At 69.2% G+C, this 16,491-nt stretch carries 18 protein-coding genes and 1 tRNA gene; 16 read left to right on the forward strand and 3 right to left on the reverse strand.

Annotated features, from left to right (window positions below):
- The first annotated feature begins 65 nt into the window (after positions 1-65).
- From ABD231_RS10925 to ABD231_RS10965, 9 genes are all read left to right on the forward strand, one after another.
- A complete protein-coding gene (locus ABD231_RS10925; protein WP_344149100.1) occupies positions 66-566 on the forward strand; it encodes an anthrone oxygenase family protein in 501 nt (166 codons plus the stop codon).
- Positions 567-617: 51 nt separating this feature from the next.
- Complete coding sequence (locus tag ABD231_RS10930; protein ID WP_344149102.1) at positions 618-1,445, forward strand: TIGR03936 family radical SAM-associated protein; 828 nt, start codon at positions 618-620, stop codon at positions 1,443-1,445.
- Positions 1,446-1,587: 142 nt separating this feature from the next.
- On the forward strand, positions 1,588-5,088 hold the full coding sequence (locus ABD231_RS10935) for an Rne/Rng family ribonuclease (RefSeq protein ID WP_344149104.1): 3,501 nt from the start codon (positions 1,588-1,590) through the stop codon (positions 5,086-5,088).
- 162 nt (positions 5,089-5,250) lie between these two features.
- Positions 5,251-5,565, forward strand: coding sequence for a 50S ribosomal protein L21 (gene rplU / locus ABD231_RS10940; protein ID WP_132405183.1), 315 nt, complete (start codon positions 5,251-5,253; stop codon positions 5,563-5,565).
- A gap of 12 nt (positions 5,566-5,577) precedes the next feature.
- Positions 5,578-5,838: a 50S ribosomal protein L27 gene (gene rpmA / locus ABD231_RS10945; RefSeq protein WP_132405181.1), complete on the forward strand. Its 261-nt coding sequence runs from the start codon at positions 5,578-5,580 to the stop codon at positions 5,836-5,838.
- A 111-nt stretch (positions 5,839-5,949) separates the two neighbouring features.
- Positions 5,950-7,524 carry a GTPase ObgE gene (obgE, locus tag ABD231_RS10950; RefSeq protein ID WP_344149109.1) on the forward strand — a complete coding sequence of 525 codons (1,575 nt, stop codon included), beginning with the start codon at positions 5,950-5,952 and terminating at the stop codon, positions 7,522-7,524.
- Between the two features lie 178 nt (positions 7,525-7,702).
- Complete coding sequence (gene proB, locus ABD231_RS10955) at positions 7,703-8,815, forward strand: glutamate 5-kinase (RefSeq protein ID WP_344149111.1); 1,113 nt, start codon at positions 7,703-7,705, stop codon at positions 8,813-8,815.
- Complete coding sequence (locus ABD231_RS10960) at positions 8,812-9,285, forward strand: HXXEE domain-containing protein (protein ID WP_344149113.1); 474 nt, start codon at positions 8,812-8,814, stop codon at positions 9,283-9,285. The genes proB and ABD231_RS10960 overlap by 4 nt, the downstream gene beginning before the upstream one ends.
- 4 nt (positions 9,286-9,289) lie before the next feature.
- On the forward strand, positions 9,290-10,534 hold the full coding sequence (locus ABD231_RS10965; RefSeq protein ID WP_344149115.1) for a glutamate-5-semialdehyde dehydrogenase: 1,245 nt from the start codon (positions 9,290-9,292) through the stop codon (positions 10,532-10,534).
- On the opposite strand, the gene ABD231_RS10970 is transcribed toward ABD231_RS10965, so the two are convergent.
- Together ABD231_RS10970 and ABD231_RS10975 are read right to left on the reverse strand one after the other, a co-directional pair.
- Complete coding sequence (locus tag ABD231_RS10970; protein WP_344149117.1) at positions 10,519-11,253, reverse strand: 4'-phosphopantetheinyl transferase family protein; 735 nt, start codon at positions 11,251-11,253, stop codon at positions 10,519-10,521. The genes ABD231_RS10965 and ABD231_RS10970 overlap by 16 nt on opposite strands.
- Positions 11,250-12,113, reverse strand: a complete 864-nt coding sequence (locus ABD231_RS10975; RefSeq protein ID WP_344149119.1) for a winged helix-turn-helix transcriptional regulator — start codon at positions 12,111-12,113, stop codon at positions 11,250-11,252. The genes ABD231_RS10970 and ABD231_RS10975 overlap by 4 nt, the downstream gene beginning before the upstream one ends.
- An 83-nt stretch (positions 12,114-12,196) precedes the next feature.
- On the opposite strand from ABD231_RS10975, the gene ABD231_RS10980 reads away from it, so the two are divergent.
- Positions 12,197-13,387 (forward strand): MFS transporter, encoded by a 1,191-nt coding sequence (locus ABD231_RS10980; protein WP_344149121.1) that lies wholly within the window; start codon positions 12,197-12,199, stop codon positions 13,385-13,387.
- Here ABD231_RS10980 and ABD231_RS10985 read toward each other — a convergent pair.
- Entirely contained in the window at positions 13,317-13,769 is a 453-nt protein-coding gene (locus tag ABD231_RS10985) for an Lrp/AsnC family transcriptional regulator (RefSeq protein ID WP_344149123.1), read from the reverse strand. The genes ABD231_RS10980 and ABD231_RS10985 overlap by 71 nt on opposite strands.
- 147 nt (positions 13,770-13,916) lie before the next feature.
- Between ABD231_RS10985 and ABD231_RS10990 the strand changes: the two genes are divergently transcribed.
- The 6 genes from ABD231_RS10990 to ABD231_RS11015 all read left to right on the forward strand — a co-directional run bounded on the left by ABD231_RS10990 (position 13,917) and on the right by ABD231_RS11015 (position 16,246).
- A complete protein-coding gene (locus tag ABD231_RS10990) occupies positions 13,917-14,045 on the forward strand; it encodes a hypothetical protein (RefSeq protein ID WP_272948569.1) in 129 nt (42 codons plus the stop codon).
- A gap of 78 nt (positions 14,046-14,123) precedes the next feature.
- Positions 14,124-14,279: a hypothetical protein gene (locus ABD231_RS10995; protein ID WP_344149127.1), complete on the forward strand. Its 156-nt coding sequence runs from the start codon at positions 14,124-14,126 to the stop codon at positions 14,277-14,279.
- Positions 14,280-14,316: 37 nt separating this feature from the next.
- On the forward strand, positions 14,317-14,892 hold the full coding sequence (gene nadD / locus ABD231_RS11000) for a nicotinate-nucleotide adenylyltransferase (protein WP_380156884.1): 576 nt from the start codon (positions 14,317-14,319) through the stop codon (positions 14,890-14,892).
- A 13-nt stretch (positions 14,893-14,905) separates the two neighbouring features.
- A complete protein-coding gene (gene rsfS, locus ABD231_RS11005) occupies positions 14,906-15,304 on the forward strand; it encodes a ribosome silencing factor (RefSeq protein WP_344149131.1) in 399 nt (132 codons plus the stop codon).
- Positions 15,301-15,948 carry a histidine phosphatase family protein gene (locus ABD231_RS11010; RefSeq protein ID WP_344149133.1) on the forward strand — a complete coding sequence of 216 codons (648 nt, stop codon included), beginning with the start codon at positions 15,301-15,303 and terminating at the stop codon, positions 15,946-15,948. Before rsfS ends, ABD231_RS11010 begins: the two co-directional genes overlap by 4 nt.
- A gap of 225 nt (positions 15,949-16,173) precedes the next feature.
- Positions 16,174-16,246, forward strand: a tRNA-Ala gene (locus tag ABD231_RS11015).
- Positions 16,247-16,491 lie beyond the last annotated feature (245 nt).

A 16,491-nucleotide genomic window follows, 5' to 3' on the forward strand; every position in this document is an offset into this window, starting at 1 on the left:
ACAGGTCCGCTGCCATAACTTTCTCAGTACGGCGGGACGAAGCCCGCCGTACTGGGAGGAGCAACATGAACGGACTGCGGGTGGCGGCGCTGATGGCGGCCACGATCACGACCGGAATGATGGCCGGGGTCTACTGGGCGTACGGGATGGCCTTCATGCCCGGGCTGGCCAAGGTCGACGACAAAACCTTCGTCGGAGCGTTCCAGGCGGCCGACCGGGCGATCATCAACCCGGTCTTCCTCGGGATCGGCTTCGTCGGGACCCTGCTGTTCACTGCGCTGGCCGGGCTGGTCAGCCTCAAGGAGAAGGCGCTCCCGTGGATCGCGGCGGCCTTCGTCCTCTACCTGATCACGATGATCCTCACGATCGCGGTCAACGTCCCCCTGAACGACGCCCTCAAGGCGGCCGGCGATCCGAACACGATCGACGTCACGGCAGCCCGAGAAGCCTTCAACGAGGCCCGCTGGCGCACCTTCAACAACGTCCGCATCGTCCTCGACCTGGCCGCCTTCACCCTCCTCGCCTGGGCCCTCTACCTCACCGGCAAATCCGCCACCCAGCCCTGAGGCAATCGCTTTCCGTACGGCGAGGGCTGCGAATCCTGACAGAATGCAGCTGTGGCACCTGTTCAAGCTCCGCCGTCGCAGCAGCTCCCCGCGGTCCAGAAACTCCGGATCCGGTTCGCCAAGCGGGGGCGGCTGCGATTCACCTCACACCGCGACTTCCAGCGGGCGTTCGAGCGCGCCGTCCGGCGCGCCGAGCTCCCGGTGGCCTTCTCGCACGGTTTCAGCCCGCACCCGAAGATCTCGTACGCCGGGGCCGCGCCCACCGGGGCCGCCTCCGAGGCCGAGTACTTGGAGATCTCGCTCACACATGAGCGGGACGCCGAGCAGGTCCGGGCCGCGCTGGACGAGGCCCTGCCGCCGGGGCTGGACGTCCTCGAGGTGGTAGTCGCCGGACCGGGTGCGCTGGCCGAGCGGCTGGAGGTCAGTGAGTGGCGGATCGCGTTACCCGGGGTGGATCCGGAGCCGGCCGCGGCCGCGGTGGAGGCGTTCCTCGCCCGGACCGAAATCACGGTCGAGCGCATGACCAAACGGGGGCTTCGCTCGTTCGACTGTCGGGACGCCGTCCTCCGACTCACCGTCGGTGATGAACCGGGGTCGGTTGAGACATGTGCGATACTGCAAGTGGTGTTACGGCACGGAACCCCGGCCGTGAGACCCGACGACGTTCTCGCCGGCTTGCTCGATGTAGCGACGCTCGCGGTGACGGGCCCGGCTCTTCTGACCAGGCTCGCCCAGGGCCCGCTGATCGCGGCGACCGGCACAGTGGACGATCCGCTCGCTCGTGACCGCGACGCCACCCAGGCGACCGCGACCGGCCAGGCAGATCCCCACCAGACGCATACCGCGGAGGGCGACGCCGCCGCTCCCTCTGTGCCCTGAAGTACCGGCGGAGCGGATCCAGCAGGCTTCCGTCGCCCCGGCTCAACGGCCAGGAGCGGCGAACCGTGACCGCCAGGCAGCAGCACCGGACCCGTGACAGGGGTGGCCGGAGGCGCCGCCGGGCTTGAGGAGACCGCACCACATGCTCGACAACGAGCCGACCACCGAGGCAGCCGAGGCTGCCGGCACCCGTTCGACCGCCAAGAAGACGGTGAAGAAGACCGCGGTGAAGAAGGCCACCACCACGCGCAAGCGGGTGGCCAAGTCCGCCGAGGTTCCGACCCAGTCCGACGACGTGGCCGCCGACCCGGCCCCGCGGACCGCGAAGAAGGCCGTCGCCAAGAAGGCCGCCGCGAAGAAGGCCCCGGCCAAGAAGACCGCCGCCGAGACCCCGGTCAAGCGGACCGCCACCAAGCGCGCCGCCAAGAAGACCGCCGAGCCCGTCGCCGACGAGACCCCGGCCAAGAAGGCGCCCGCCCGCAAGCGCGCCACCAAAAAGGCCGCCACCACCCTGGTAGCCACCGACACCCCCCTCACCGACGGCCCCGTAGCCGACGCCGAGCAGACCGGTACGCCGGACGCCGCGCCGGCTCGCCGTACCCGCTCCCGGCGTGGCGCCGCGCAGACCGCCGACACCGCCGAAGCCGCGACTGCGACCGCCTCCGCGGGCGCCTCCACCGAAGCCGCAGCTGCCCCCGCCCGCCCGACGACCTTCACCGGCAGTTCCCACGTAGTGGCTCGGTCGGCCGACACGGCAGGCACCGCCGCAGGTGACTCCGCCAGCGCAGCGGGCACCGGCTCGGGCCGCGCCGCCGGAGGCGACGCCGACACCGCAGCGGAAGCAGGCTCCGGCCGCACCGCCAAGCGCACTTCGCGGCGCCGCGGCGCTCAGCCCACCGCTGACGCGCCCGCCGCATCCGAGGCAACCCCGCTCTTCCCGACGGCTGAGGACGCGGCGGCTGCGGACGACGCACCCGCCGACGAGACCAGCACCGGCACGCGCCGCACCCGTCGGCGGGCTCCGGCTGCTGCTGCTGTGCTGTTCCAGGCACCTACCGTGCCGAGCACCGCGCCCGCCGGGCGGACGCGGACCGCGTCGGCCGGGCAGGCACAGACCGCGCCAGCAGGCCAGGCGCAGACCGAGACTCCGGCGCAGGCTGGGGCGACCAGCCCGGTTGAGGCGACTGAGCCGGCCCCGACTACCCGTTCGCGGAGCCGTCGCGGCGCCAAGAACACCCAGACCGAGACCGCGGAGGTCGCGGCTGAGCCGATCGTCGAGGCCGCTGAGCCTGGTGACGACGAGCAGCCGGCCACGTCGCGTCGTCGGCGGAGTCGTCGTGGGCAGGCGCGCGAGGAAGTTGTCGAGCCCGTCGAGGAGCTCGAGGACGACGAAGAGGCCGAGGACGAGACGGCCGAGGCTGACGAGACCGACGCCGACCAGACTGACGACGTACAGGCTGAGGACGGCGACGAGGACGAGTCCGGCGAGGGCACCCGCCGCCGGCGTCGTCGTCGGGGCGGTCGTCGTCGCCGCAAGACCGGTGACGCTGACGACAGCGCCGACGAGCAGGACGAGAACGAGCAGGAGTCCGACGACTCGGAAGCCTCGGCTGACGACGAGCAGGACGGTTCTGCGGACGACGGTGAGGAAGGCGGCAGCTCCTCGCGTCGCCGCCGGCGTCGTCGTCGCCGTAAGGGCGAAGAGGGCACCAGCGCGGCCGACGACCCGGACGAGACCGTCGTGCGGGTGCGTGAGCCGCGCAGCAAGAACACGGCCAACGAGGTCACCGCGATCGAGGGTTCGACCCGGCTGGAGGCGAAGAAGCAGCGTCGCCGTGAGGGTCGCGCCGCCGGTCGCCGCCGCGCGCCGATCGTGACCGAGGCCGAGTTCCTGGCCCGGCGTGAGTCGGTCGAGCGGACGATGGTGATCCGGTCGCGTGAGGACCTGACCCAGATCGCGGTCTCCGAGGACAACGTCCTGGTCGAGCACTACGTCGCCCAGGCCGAGCACACCTCGCTGATCGGCAACGTGTACCTCGGTCGCGTGCAGAACGTGCTGCCCAGCATGGAGGCGGCCTTCATCGATATCGGCAAGGGCCGCAACGCGGTTCTGTACGCCGGTGAGGTCGATTGGGCCACGCTCGGTGGGGCCAACGGCCCGCGCAAGATCGAGCAGGTGCTGAAGTCCGGTCAGTCGGTCCTGGTCCAGGTGACCAAGGACCCGATCGGCCACAAGGGCGCCCGGCTCACCAACCAGATCAGCCTGCCCGGCCGGTACGTCGTCTATGTCCCGCGCGGCGGCAACGGCGGTATCAGCCGCAAGCTCCCCGACACCGAGCGGAACCGGCTCAAGACGATCCTGAAGGACATCGTCCCCGACGAGGCCGGCGTGATCGTCCGGACCGCGGCCGAGGGTGCGTCCGAGGAGGAGCTGACCGCGGATGTCAGCCGCCTGCAGGCGGTCTGGGCCGAGATCGACAAGAAGTCGAAGAACGGCCAGGCCCCGCAGATGCTGTCGGCCGAGCCCGACCTGCTGATCCGCGTGGTGCGTGACCTGTTCACCGAGGACTTCACGAAGCTGGTCATCTCCGGCGGCGATGCAGTCGACGAGGTGCGCGAGTACGTCGCGGGTGTCGCGCCGCACCTGGCCGACCGGGTCGAGAAGTGGACCGGAGACAGCGATGTCTTCGCCAACTTCCGCATCGACGAGCAGATCAAGAAGGCGCTGGACCGCAAGGTCTGGCTGCCGTCGGGTGGTTCGCTGATCATCGACCGGACCGAGGCGATGACCGTCGTCGACGTCAACACCGGCAAGTTCACCGGCTCCGGGGGCAACCTCGAGGAGACGGTCACCAAGAACAACCTGGAAGCGGCCGAGGAGATCGTCCGCCAGCTCCGGCTGCGCGATATCGGCGGCATCATCGTGATCGACTTCATCGACATGGTGCTGGAGTCGAACCGGGATCTCGTCCTGCGTCGCCTGGTCGAGTGCCTGGGCCGGGACCGGACCAAGCACCAGGTCGCCGAGGTCACCTCGCTCGGCCTGGTCCAGATGACCCGGAAGCGGATCGGTACCGGTCTGCTCGAGGCGTTCAGCGAGAACTGTGACCACTGCGGTGGCCGCGGCCTGATCCTGCACGACGAGCCGAAGGAGTCCCGCCGCCGCGACGGCGGCCGGGGCAACGCGGGCGGTGGCAACGGCGGTAACGGCAACGGTGGCGGCAACGGCCCGGAGCAGAGCAAGCCGGCTGCCCAGGCCGACGAGACCGGCCGGAAGAGCTCCCGTCGTCGTCGCGGCAAGGGGCGCTCCGACGAGGAGGGCACCGAGGCGGAGACCGCTCAGCAGCACGCGGACGCCGCTCAGCGACTGGCCCAGATCGCCGCCGCATCCGCCAAGAAGGACGCCGAGGAGCCGACCAACGGCACCCCGGAGCCGACCGGCTACCCGGTCGCTGCCCAGGCGGACGAGCCCGTGAGCCCGGAAGCGACCGGGTTCCCGACGGCCGACGTACCGGCGGACGAGGCGGAAGCCGCGCAGAACGGCACCAAGAGCACGCGACGCCGGCGCAGCAGCCGGAGCCGCGGTAAGGCGGCCAGCGAGACTCCAGAGACGCCTGCGGAGCTGGTCTCGGCCGGTCAGTAACCCGATTTCCAGGATGCTGCGTTCGCGTAGTATCCTGGACCTTCGGTGCGCTCCAGGCGTGCCGACTTGTGTGTTGTGAGTGTGTTACTGGGGCACTGCCCGGGGTAACGGACCAGCGCACTTTGTACAGAACTTCCGATCCAGCAGAGAGTGAGATCCACGGTGTACGCGATCGTGCGCAGTGGCGGCACCCAGCAGAAGGTCGCCGTCGGCGATGTCATCGAGATCGACAGCCTCACGGACAAGGCGGGCGACACCGTCGTCCTGCCGGCAGTCCTGGTCGTCGATGGCGACACCGTGACGACCGATGCGGCGGCGCTGGCCAAGGTTGCCGTGTCGGCTGAGGTTCTCGGCCGCACCAAGGGCCCCAAGATCCACATCCTGAAGTACAAGAACAAGACCGGTTACCGCAAGCGCCAGGGGCACCGTCAGCACTACACCCAGGTCAAGGTCACCGCGATCGACGCGAAGAAGTGAGCTGATTAACTCATGGCACACAAAAAGGGAGCGGCCTCGACCCGCAACGGTCGTGACTCCAACGCGCAGCGCCTCGGCGTGAAGCGGTACGGCGGCCAGCTGGTCAACGCCGGCGAGATCATCGTTCGGCAGCGCGGCACGCACTTCCACCCGGGCAACCTGGTGGGCCGCGGCGGCGACGACACGCTGTTCGCGCTCGCCGAGGGCAAGGTGGAGTTCGGCACCCGGCGCGGTCGCCGCGTCGTCAACATCGTCCCGGCCCCGGCGGAGTAACACCGCCACCCGGGTTTTGTCACAGCTCTTTCAGGAGGGCGGGTCGCGGAATACCGCGGACCCGTCCTTTTGCTGTCTTAAGCATTACCTACAGGAAGTTGAGAAGCACCGATGGCAATCCCCAGCTTTGTCGACCGCGTGACGGTGCATGTCACCGCGGGCCGCGGCGGACACGGATGTGCCTCGGTGCACCGGGAGAAGTTCAAGCCCCTCGGCGGTCCGGACGGCGGTAACGGTGGTGACGGCGGCAGCGTGATCCTGCGCGTCGACCCCGACACCACGACGCTCGTCGACTACCACCGTTCCAGCCACCGCACCGCGACGAACGGTGCCCAGGGCAAGGGTGACAACCAGGCCGGCAGCAACGGCGACAGCGTCGTCCTGCCCGTCCCGGACGGCACAGTCATCAGTACGGCGGATGGCGAGGTGCTCGCCGATCTCGTCGGTCCCGGCGCGGAATTCGTTGCAGCGCAAGGCGGCAAGGGCGGTCTCGGCAACGCTGCCCTGGCCAGCAGCTCCCGCAAGGCGCCTGGTTTCGCGCTGCTCGGTGAGGACGGCGAGGAGCGTCAGCTCGTCCTCGAGCTCAAGGTCGTCGCGGATATCGGCCTCGTCGGTTTCCCGAGTGCGGGCAAGTCGTCGCTGATCGCGTCGATCAGCCGCGCCCGGCCGAAGATCGCCGACTACCCCTTCACCACGCTGATTCCGAACCTCGGGGTCGTGGTCGCGGGCGAGACCACCTTCACGGTGGCCGACGTACCGGGTCTGATCGAGGGCGCCAGCGAGGGTCGTGGGCTCGGGCACGACTTCCTGCGGCACGTCGAGCGGTGTGCGGCACTCGTGCATGTGATCGACTGCGCGACGTACGAGCCGGGCCGGGACCCGCTCAGTGACCTGGACACGATCGAGGCCGAGCTGACTGCGCACGGCGGGCTCGAGGACCGGCCGCGACTCGTTGCCCTGAACAAGATCGACGTACCGGATGCGCGCGAGATCGCGGAGATGGTGCAGGCCGAGCTGGAGGAGCGCGGGCTGCGGGTGTTCCCGATCTCGACCGCTTCGCACGAAGGCCTGGAAGCCCTGAAGTTCGCGATGGCCGAGATCGTCGTCAAGCGTCGCGCGGAGCAGGAGAAGCCCGACAACACCCGGATCATCATCCGGCCGCAGGTGCAGGGCGGGCCCGAGTTCAAGGTCAAGAAGCTGCCGGAGGACGGCGGATGGCTGGTCCAGGGTGACAAGCCCGAGCGCTGGGTCAAGCAGACCGACTTCACGAACCCGGAGGCCGTCGGCTACCTGGCCGACCGGCTGAACCGGCTCGGCGTCGAGAAGACGCTGCTGGAGAAGGGCGCGATGGCCGGCGACGGGGTCGTCATCGGCGACGGCCCGAACGCGGTCATGTTCGACTTCGCTCCCGACGTCCAGGCCGGTGCCGAGCTGCTGTCCCGGCGTGGCGAGGACCAGCGGCTGGAGGAGGACCGGCCCGCGGCGCAGCGGCGCCGGCGCAAGGACGAGGAGTACCACGCGCTCCGATCGGGCGAGGCCAAGTCCGACCTGTCGGAGTACGGGCACGGCTGGGTCGAGGACGAGGTCGACCTGTCCCCGGCCGAGGCCAAGCGAGCTGCGGAGAAGGCGGAGAAGCTGGCGCGCAAGGAAGCACGCGAGCTCGCTCTGCAGAAGGAACTCGACTAAGCCGTGTCTGATGATTCCTCGCCTACTGCGCTGCACCCGGCACGGCACCTCGCCGCACTGGAGGAAAGGCCACGATGAACCACATCGAGGCCTCCCCTCCAGCGCACCGATGCACCGCACCGGGCACATGCTCGCTACGGCGACGAATCACCAGACACGACTGAACGGTTGATACCTGATGGACCTACGCGCGGAGGCCGTCGCGGCCACGCGAATCGTCGTGAAGGTCGGCTCGTCGTCGCTGACGCAGCGCGGCCGGATCGACCTGGACCGGCTCCGGCCGCTCGTCGACGCCATCGCGGCGCGCCGGGCGACCGGGACCGAGGTCGTGCTCGTCTCGTCCGGGGCGATCGCGGCCGGGCTCGCGCCGATGGGGTTGCGTTCGCGACCGCGTGACCTGGCGACGCAGCAGGCGGCGGCCTCGGTCGGGCAGGGCGAGCTGATGGCCCGCTACAGCGACGCGTTCGCCGCGCACAACCTGCGCGTCGGCCAGGTGTTGCTGACCGTCGACGACGTGACCCGGCGCAGCCACTACCGCAACGCGTACCGGACATTCGCCCGCCTGCTGGAGCTGGGCGTCGTACCGATAGTGAACGAGAACGACACCGTCGCCACCACCGAGATCCGCTTCGGCGACAACGATCGCCTCGCCGCGCTCACCAGCCACCTCGTGCACGCCGACCTGTTGCTGCTGCTCTCCGACGTCGACGGCCTGTACGACGGCGACCCGCGCAAACCCGGTACGACGATGGTCACCGAGGTCCGCGGTGCCGCCGACCTCGAGCCGCTCGCGATTGGCAAGAGCGGCTCGTCCGGCGTCGGTACCGGCGGTATGCAGACGAAGGTGGAGGCGGCCGCGATCGCCACCGAGGCCGGGATCCCCGTCGTACTGACGTCGGCCGCCCTGGTCGCGGACGCCTTGCAGGGCAAGCGAGTCGGCACGCTCTTCCACCCAACCGGCCGCCGCCAGAAGACCCGCCTCCTCTGGCTAGCCCACGCCACCTCTGGCGTAGGCATCCTGCACCTCGACGAGGGCGCAGTCCAAGCCGTCACCGCCCGCCGCAAATCCCTCCTGCCGGCCGGCATCACCGCCGTCGAAGGCACCTTCGCCGCCGGCGACCCCGTCGACCTGGTCTCGCCCACCGGCGTCGTCGTCGCCCGCGGCCTGGTCAACTTCGACGCCGCCGAACTCCCCGGCCTCCTCGGCCGCACCACCCACGACCTGGCCCGCGAACTAGGTGCGGCGTACGAACGCGAAGTCGTCCACCGCGACGACATGGTGCTGCTGTGAAGAAGGTCGCCTGGGGCCTACTAGGCGCCTGGATCATCCACGACCTAGAAGAACTAGCCACCATGCCTGGCTGGTCGCAGCAGCCTGGTCTACCCAAAGTCGTTCGTACGTCGAAGGCCGAGGCGGCGACGGCGATCGGGCTGACTGGATTGGCGATGGCTGCGGCGTCGGCTGCTGGTGCTGCGAGTGGTGGGCGGAGCAGGTTCTTCCAGGCATCGCTGCTGGGCTTTGGGCTGCACGCGGGCACGCATGTCGCTCAGTCGGTCGCGCTCCGACGCTACACACCCGGTCTGGTGACGACGCCGCTCGTGGTCATTCCGTACTCCGTCTGGGCCTGGCGGCGGTTGAAGCGGTCCGGGGTGCCGATCGCGCCGTCGGATCCGCGGCTGAATCTCGCGCTGGCGGCGGTGGTCCCGTTGTCTCACGCGATCGCACGGTTGCCGCGGTTGCGCCGGCGCAGCCTACGATGAACACGTGAGCGAGATCATCGAACTGGCCCGGCGGGCGCGGGAGGCGTCGTACGCGTTGGCGGAAGCCTCGCGGGCGACCAAGGATGCGGCACTGTACGCGATGGCGGCGGCGCTGCGGTCTCATACTGACGAGATCGTCGCGGCGAACGCTGTCGATGTGGCGGCGGCACGCGAGGCCGGTACGCCGGAATCCACCGTCGACCGGTTGGCGCTCGATGCCGGTCGTGTCGACGGGATGGCTGTGGGGCTGGAGCAGTTGGCCGGGCTGACCGATCCAGTCGGTGAGGTGGTGCGCGGATACACGCTGCCGAACGGGCTCGAGCTCCGCCAGGTCCGCGTCCCCTTCGGCGTCGTCGGGATCATCTACGAGGCTCGGCCGAACGTGACCGCCGACGCCGCCGGCATCTGCCTCAAGTCGGGTAACGCGGTGCTGCTGCGCGGCTCCTCGTCCGCAGCTGCGTCCAATGTCGCGATCATCGACGTACTGCGGGATGCCGCGACATCCGTGGGGTTGCCGGCCGACGTGGTGCAGGGCGTTCCGACCGATCGCGCCGCGGTCAAGGAGCTCATGCAGGCGCGCGGGCTGGTCGACGTACTGATCCCGCGCGGTGGTGCCGGTCTGATCCAGACCGTGGTCAGCGAGTCGACCGTGCCGGTGATCGAAACGGGCGTCGGCAACTGCCACGTATACGTCGACGCCGACGCGGACCTCAACCTCGCGCTGGAGATCCTGCTGAACTCGAAGACCCAGCGCCCGAGCGTCTGCAACGCCGCCGAGTCCCTGCTCGTACACGCTTCGGTGGCTGACGACTTCTTGGCGCTCGCCCTTCCCGCGTTGGCAGCTGCAGGTGTGACAGTCCATGGCGATCCGACGGTGGTTGCTGCGGGCAACGACATTGTGGCGGCGACGGACGAGGACTACGGGACCGAGTACAACTCACTCGACCTGTCGGCCGCGGTGGTCGAGTCGCTGGAGAGCGCCGTACAGCACATCCGCCGCTACAGCTCCGGGCACACCGACGCGATCATCACCCGCTCGCAGGCGGCCGCCCGCCGCTTCGTGCAAGCGGTCGACTCGGCGGCAGTCGTGGTCAACGCGAGCACCCGGTTCACCGACGGTGGCGAGTTCGGCTTCGGCGCCGAGATCGGCATCTCCACCCAGAAACTGCACGCCCGCGGCCCCATGGGCCTCCCCGAGATGACGTCGACCAAGTACGTCGTCACCGGCGAAGGTCAAACCCGAAACTGATCCACCCGCACGACAGGCGGCTCGGCCGACAGCACAGCCAGAGCCGCCAGATGATCGGCGTCGGCCGCCGGCCCGCCGACCTGCACGTCCAGCGGGTGATCGGCGCCAGCCGAGGCCTCGCCAACACGCACGTCTACCAGGTGTGCCGGCCCGTCGCGCCCCTCCCACCGCACGACGGCCGCCGGCTCATCCGGTCCGCTCACCACGACCGTCCACAGCCCCGCCGCGATGCCGTCCCCAGTCGCCTTCAGCAGCGCCTCCTTGCGCGTCCAGTACCGGGTGAACGCCCGCGCCTTCTCGCCGCCCTCAAACCCCCTCAGCACCAACTGTTCTTCGGGCGCGAGACTCATCCGCGCGACCCCGTCAACATCCTGAGCAGCATCGATCCGCTCCACGTCGAGCCCGACCGGCGCCGTACCGATCGCCACGCCGACCCACTCACCGGAATGCGTCACCGACAGCTCAACCCCCTCGGCCCGCACCTTCCCGTGCGGCTTTCCGCAATCCCGGCACGCCCGATCCAGTACGACGATTGCCGGGGGCAACGACATCCGGGCCCCGAGCAACCGTCGTACCATCGTCACCCCCAGCAGGAACCGTGCTTTGTCCGCCTCCCGCAGATACCGCGCATACCGCTCCCGCTCAACCGCGTTCAGATCCGCGATGAACTCGGGACGGGCCTGATCGACCCGTGCCCACCACACCTCGACCTCGTTCACGCGGTCGCCAGCGCCCACTCGACTGCCTCCGCAATATCCGTCACCGGGTACTTCACCGCATTGACCACCCGATCCGCGCCGACCACGAGCACGACGCGCTTGAGCCGCTCATACCCGCCCGCGCGGAACGTCGGCAACCGCAGCGCCGCCGCCAACTCCAGCTCCACATCCGACAGCAGTACCTGCGGAATCTCCTCGGCCGCCGCAAACGCCTGCTGCTCATCCCTGCGCTGCGTACTGACACCACGAACAGAGATCCGCCGAGCCAGGAACTCGTCGTACTTCGCCGCAAACAACCGGTTCTCCAGCGTGCACCCCGCCGTCCCCGCGATATCCATCCACCCCTCCGGCAACGGCGTCGGCCGGCCCGTCGCCGGGTAGCCGAACAGTACGGTCGAGCGCGCCTGACCATCGACCACGTCGAGCGTCGTACCGGCTGTTGACGGCAGCACGACGGCTGGCACCCGTCGCCCCACCAGCTCATGCACACGCTGAGCTGGCGCCTCGTCGACCGTGTTCGTCCCGGTCAACTCACCATCGCCGAGCACCCACCGATCACCCCAGTCCTGCAGCGCGACCAGCACCGGCAGCAGCGCCCGCCCGCGCGGAGTCAGCCCGTACGCGTAGCGCGTCGGCCGCTCCTGGTACGCCGTCCGCTCGATCACGCCCGAGTCCAGCAGCCCACCGAGCCGCTCGGTCAGCACCTTCCGGGAGATCCGCAGCGATTCCGCCAGCTGATCGAATCGGTCCAGCCCGCGCGCGAGGTCGCGCACGATCAGCAGCTCCCAGCCGTCGCCGATCACCCCGAGGGACTGCGCGATCGCACAGTCCGGTTCGGGCGAGAAGGTACTCCGTCGCACGATCGACCCCCAATCCGGTTGCCACCACGCTAGCCGCCGTCGTAAGTTCCTCTGAGGAACTCACTCTAGCTCGCGGGGGAACCATGTACTGGCGCCGGATCGCCGAACTGCCCACCTGGATGCGTGCGGTGATGCTCGGCCAGCTGGTCAGCGCGGCCGGGGCGCTGGCCTGGCTGTACCTGACCCTCTACCTCGTCCAGGACCGCGGGATGTCGGCACAGCAGGCCGGCTTCGCAGCGGCGGCGTACGGCGTGGGTCTGGTCGGCGGCAATCTCGGCGGCGGCTGGGTCGGCGATCGCTTCGGACTGCGGACCGCGGCCGTGGCCAGCCAGCTGACCTGGGCGATCACCTGCGCCGCGATGCCGCTGGCGCCGAATGCCTGGCTGGCCGCTCTCGGTGCGCTGGCCGGTCTGTGCGGGGGAGCGACCCGGCCGAACCTCAGCGCGCTCGTCGCGATCTCGCTCCCTGCCGAGCGTCGCCGGGAGGGGATCGCGCTGTCGCGGACCGCGAGCAACGCCGGGTTCATCATCGGACCACCGTTGGGCGGGCTGGTGGCGGCGTACGACTTCTCTTTGGTCTTCGTGTTCGATGCTGTGACCAGTCTGGTGCTGGCGTTCGTCATCTGGCGCTGGGTGCCGACTGCGCGCCGCATGCATCAGGCGGCGCCGATGCGGGGTTCGCTGGATCGCTCGCTGCTGATCCTGCTCGCGATGATCGTCGTGGTCGACACCGCCTGCCGGCAGATCTACGTGACCATGCCACTGCTGCTCCGGGACGCCGGTTCGCCGCCGGTCGCGTACGGCGTACTGATCGCAGTGAACTCGGTCTTGATCGTCTGCCTCGAGGCACCTCTCGCGATTCGGCTGCGCAGTCATCACGCCCTCCGCGTGATCGCCGCCGGGAGCGCGCTGGTCGGCCTCGGGCTCGCGGTCCTCGGCGTCTGGCCGGCGCTGATGGGCGCGGTCCTCGCGATCATCGTCATCACCGCGGGGGAGATGCTCTACAAGCCGACCGCGACCGCGCACGTCGCGGATCTCGCGCCCGAGGGCATGGTCGGGCGCTACTCCAGCCTGTACGCCGCCGCGTCGGTCAGCGGGATGTTCCTCGCCCCGGCTCTTGGCGGCGTCGCGTATGACCACGTGCCGCGGCTGCTCTTCCCGGTCGCGGGCGGACTCGCGGTCGCGGCAGGCGTCGTACTGGCTCTCACTCGTCGGGCAGCGGCGCGGGACGCCCTTCCCAGCGAGTCGACAGTACGACGGTCGTCCGGGTCCTGACCACGCCGTTCACGCGGCGCAGGGAGCCGACCACGGCCTCCAGTTGGCTGACATCCGCAACGCGGATCTTCACCACCAGCTCCTGATCGCCCGCCACGAACCAGCAGTCCTCGACCGCGGCGATCTCGCGGACCTGGTCGACGATGTCGTCGGTCTCCACGTCGTCACGCTGGAACAGCCCGATCAGCGCGCTGGTGCCGAGGCCGACCTGGGCAGGCGCGACGATTGCGCGGTAGCCGAGAAGTACGCCGCGCTCCTCCAGGCGCCGTACCCGCTCCTGGACGCTCGGACCGGACAGCCCGACCACCCGGCCGAGCTCCGCCCAGCTCGAGCGGCCGTTCAGCCTCAGTGCCTCGATCAGTTGCCGATCGATCGCGTCCATATCGGGTGAACCTCCTGTTCACTGCAGATTCGTAGGCATGTGACCTGATCTGCCTTTAATTCGTTTGTCCGCGCTGTCAGATTGTCGTACAATTTGAGGTGTCGGGCCAGTCCGCCCGACCTCCGTCGTACAACCCGTGAAGGAATCATGATCACCCCCGACGTCGCCCGTGCCCACATCGACGAGATGCACCGTGTCGCCGCGCAGTACCAGCGCGCCGCCGCCGTGCCCTCGCTCTGGCGCCGGCTGCTGACCCGTCACATCCGCCACAGCTGATCGACCCCTCGCGCGACCGGATGGCCGACAGTGCCACCGGTCGCGCTCGTGCGTCCGGCCACGAGATAGGCTCTGTCCATGCTCAAGCTTGTCGTGCCGCAGCTCGCGGCCCTCGAGGAGGCCTCCGAGGCCGCCCACATCTCGCCGTGGTGGTACGGCGGGTTCGCGCTCTTCGTCCTGGTCCTGCTGCTGCTCGTCACGGTGATCATGGGCAAGGGCCGGCCGCACAGCTGATATGACTGCCGTCGAGCGGGTCCGCCGACTGGGCGTGATGGGTGGGACGTTCGACCCGATCCACCACGGCCACCTGGTGGCCGCCAGCGAGGTGCAGGCGTACTTCGATCTGGACGAGGTCATCTTCGTCCCGACCGGCCAGCCGTGGCAGAAGTCCGACCGGGACGTCTCGGAGGCCGAGGACCGGTACCTGATGACGGTGATCGCCACCGCCTCGAACCCCAGGTTCTCGGTCAGCCGGGTCGACATCGACCGGCCAGGACCGACGTACACGATCGACACCCTGCGCGACCTGTCGGCGCTCTACCCCGACGCCGAGCTGTTCTTCATCACCGGTGCCGACGCGCTGGCCCAGATCCTCACCTGGCGCGACGTCGACGAGATGTTCAAACTCGCGCAGTTCGTCGGCTGTACCAGGCCCGGGACCGAGAGTCTCGAGCTGCCGCTCGACAAGCTGCCGATGGACCGGATCACCTTGCTGGAAGTCCCGGCGCTGGCGATCTCGTCGACCGAATGCCGCGCCCGGGTCGCCAAGGGCAACCCGACCTGGTACCTCGTCCCGGACGGCATCGTCCAGTACATCGCCAAGCGCGAGCTCTACACCAACCGTTAGGAACGTGTTTCAGATGTCAGCCAGTGAACGCGCCATCGAGCTGCTCACCGCGGCCGCCGAAGCGGCCCACGACAAGAAGGCCGAGAACGTCCTCGCCTTCGACGTCTCCGAACAGCTCGCCATCACCGACGCCTTCCTGGTCGCCTCCGCCTCCAACGACCGGCAGGTGCGGGCCATCGTCGACGCCGTCGAGGAGAAGCTCCGGGTCGACTTCGACGCCAAACCGGTACGCCGCGAAGGCGCCCGCGAAGGCCGCTGGGTGCTGCTCGACTACCTCGAGATCGTGATCCACGTCCAGCACGACGAGGAGCGCAGCTTCTATTCCCTCGAACGCCTCTGGCGCGACTGCCCGATCATCAAGCTCCCGTCCGCCGTACCGGGCACAGGCTCGGCCTCGGGCCCGGCCGAATGACCGCTGGGCGACTGATCGTCTGGCGGCACGGCCGGACCGAGTGGAACCTGCAGGACAAGATCCAGGGCCAGGCCGACATCCCCCTCGACGTGGTGGGCATCGGCCAGGCCCGAGCCGCCGCCGCCCGCCTGGCCGCCCTGGCCCCCACCCGCCTGTTCTCCAGCGACCTCCAACGAGCCGCAGCCACAGCAGGCGAGCTGGCCCTCCTCACCGGCCTCAAAATCGAGTACGACGAGGCCCTCCGCGAGATCGACGTCGACGACTGGGCCGGCCTCACCCAAGCCGAACTCGCCGCCCGCAACCCCGAAGCCGCCGCCCGCATCAAATCCGGCGCCCCCCAACGCCGCGGCACCGCCGGCGAAACCGTAGAAGAAGTAGCCACCCGCTTCGCCGAAGCCCTCACCCGCATAGCCCTCCAAGGCTCGCCCGAGGACACCACCGTCATCGCCACCCACGGCATGGCCGCCCGAGTAGGCATCTGCAACTTCCTCAACATCCCAGCCCCCCACTGGCCCGCCTTCGGCGCCCTCTCCAACTGCAACTGGGTCTCCCTCCTCCCCAACCGCACCACCGGCTGGCGCATCGAAGAATGGAACGCCGGCTCCCTCCCCGAACCAGTAATGTCCGACGACCCCCAACGCTAAAGGACACCGCCTCCGGCGGCGACAGCACATTTGGTCGCCTCCGGCGACAGCCCGTGTCCGCCGCGTCCCCCTCCGAGGCCATCGGGCCAACCCTCAGCACCGGCCGACGCAAGCCCAACACCCCCAACCGCCCTGTCATCTACCTCACCAGCCGCAGGCCGACCCTCGATTTTTCTTCTCCACCCCCCATCCGCTAAACTTCCGGAGTCGCAAGGGAAACACCGCGGGGCTTTGGCGCAGTTGGTAGCGCGCTTCCATGGCATGGAAGAGGTCAGGGGTTCGAATCCCCTAAGCTCCACAAAGTATTGAGGCCGGTCACCTGAGGGTGACCGGCCTTTTCGCTTGTCCTGTCGAGCGACTGCCCATGAACGCAGGAGTCCTCGATTGACTGCCAGAACCCTCTACATCGTCGTCTGCGGTGCGCCGCTCGCCGCGCGTACGGCCGACGCCGTGGTCGTTGTCCCGACAACCTTCAACACCCTCAACGCATGGTCAAACGGCAACGCCTACTCGTACCCACTCACCGTCCTGTGCGTCGCTGCG

The organism is Kribbella yunnanensis (assembly GCF_039529655.1).
In the GTDB taxonomy this organism is placed as follows: Bacteria; Actinomycetota; Actinomycetes; order Propionibacteriales; family Kribbellaceae; genus Kribbella; species Kribbella yunnanensis.